This window comes from Paenibacillus germinis (assembly GCF_013141785.1).
GTDB classification, from domain to species: domain Bacteria; phylum Bacillota; class Bacilli; order Paenibacillales; family NBRC-103111; genus Paenibacillus_E; species Paenibacillus_E phytorum.
The window spans coordinates 1-1,533 of the sequence record NZ_WHOC01000063.1; the positions used below are offsets into that span (position 1 = coordinate 1).

At 44.4% G+C, this 1,533-nt stretch carries 2 protein-coding genes; both read right to left on the minus strand.

Features of this window, described 5'->3' with window-relative positions; all coding sequences use genetic code 11:
- Positions 1-325: 325 nt before the first annotated feature.
- Positions 326-685: a YolD-like family protein gene (locus GC102_RS12040; protein WP_171689755.1), complete on the minus strand. Its 360-nt coding sequence runs from the start codon at positions 683-685 to the stop codon at positions 326-328.
- A partial coding sequence (locus tag GC102_RS12045; RefSeq protein ID WP_171689756.1) for a DinB/UmuC family translesion DNA polymerase occupies positions 682-1,533 on the minus strand: 852 nt, incomplete at its 5' end. The genes GC102_RS12045 and GC102_RS12040, both read right to left, overlap by 4 nt.

The window sequence follows — 1,533 nt, forward strand, 5'->3', positions numbered from 1 at the left end:
CAACAGGCCGCCGAGTTTATCACCGGTAGCCTGAACAGAATATGAAGTTAAATCTGTTCAATAGTCAGCTTGTTCCATCGGGATGAGATGCAGAAATCCACATCATTGTTCCGAGACGGACACTTTCAGTCGAATATTACATTGAATACAGATAAACAAAGTGGAAGCCCTTGTATAATAAGGACTTCCACTTTTGTGGAGTTTAGATAAACGCGGTTTGTTGGTGGTACCCTAAGCCTTACATACACCACTCATTGTAAAATTACATTTAGGTAGTGTTTTGTTTTATTCTCTCCGAACGCTCCTACGGATATATCATTTCATCCTAAGTAAACTCTCTACTCAGCTCTACCTTCAACACATCTTTATAGCTGATCCAACTCCAGTCCTCAACTCCACTAGACGGATCAACAGTGTCAACTCGGAACTCGCCGTGTTTGCTGCGTGTCACAATACCCGTTATGGTACGTGGCTGATACACACCATATAATGTGAGTTCAACCGTCTTCTTGTACATCTGTGACTGACTCAGTGTGGCTGATATAAATTGCACTTCCTGCTCATCAAGTACTAGACGCTGGATGCGTTGCATTTCTTTCTGGTTTCTTATTGCAGATTCTTTATGCTGTGGAAGCATCATCCGACTAGACTCCCATAAACCGTTCCGTTCTAGTTTCTTGCTCATCGATAATGCCCTCCAATTTTTCCGGCTCTGTCTCCCGCGAGACCTGCTTTCATCAGACTTGATGCGCGGATGAGTGCCGTACTACCAAAACGGTCTTTAATACCATCCATGACACGATCGAGCTCACGAACCTTTGTAACATCTTCGAATAAATCCAATTGAGTGATCTCTTCATCAGCAAGTGATCCGAGCGTGACGCCGACTTTACGTACAGGTAGACCATTCCAATTGCGATGAAATATCTCGCGAACTGATCGATATACTTTCAGCGTATTATTCGTACATAGCGGCATTTTCCGTTGCTGACTAAAACCTGTCGGTGCATCGTATGGAGAGCACATGCAAAAAACATGAACAGTTCCACTCGTAAACCCTTTTGTTCGTGCATCCCGACATACCTCTTCGGTTAATTCCAAGAGTACAATATCAACTTCTTCCGCGGTCGTATAGTCTCGTGGCAAAGTCATTCCATGCCCGATTGATTTAGGCATTACGTCAAACGTTCCTGGTGTGACTGGACTGTCGTCTAATCCGTTGGCAGTACGCCACATCACCTCAGCCTGTATGTCTGACTGTTTACCAAAACGAGCTCGGAACTTCTGCTTGAGAGTCGCAAGAGGTGTCCTAGCAACATGACCTATTGTCGTCATGCCGAGTGCGACGAAGTGGCGAGTCATACGCGATCCAACTCCATACATCTTATCAACGGTTAATGGCCACAACTCACGCTCCACATCTTCTTTTCCAAGTGTAAAAATACCATTTACATTCTTCTTTGCGAAATTATCTGTCGCTTGCTTTGCAAGTATCTTGGTCGGTCCAATACCTACGCGGATACGTATGTTCAT

Coding starts and splice junctions, on each gene's coding strand:
- GC102_RS12040 (WP_171689755.1), bottom strand. CDS start 685: ATGAGCAAGAAACTAGAACGGAACGGTTTATGGGAGTCTAGTCGGATG.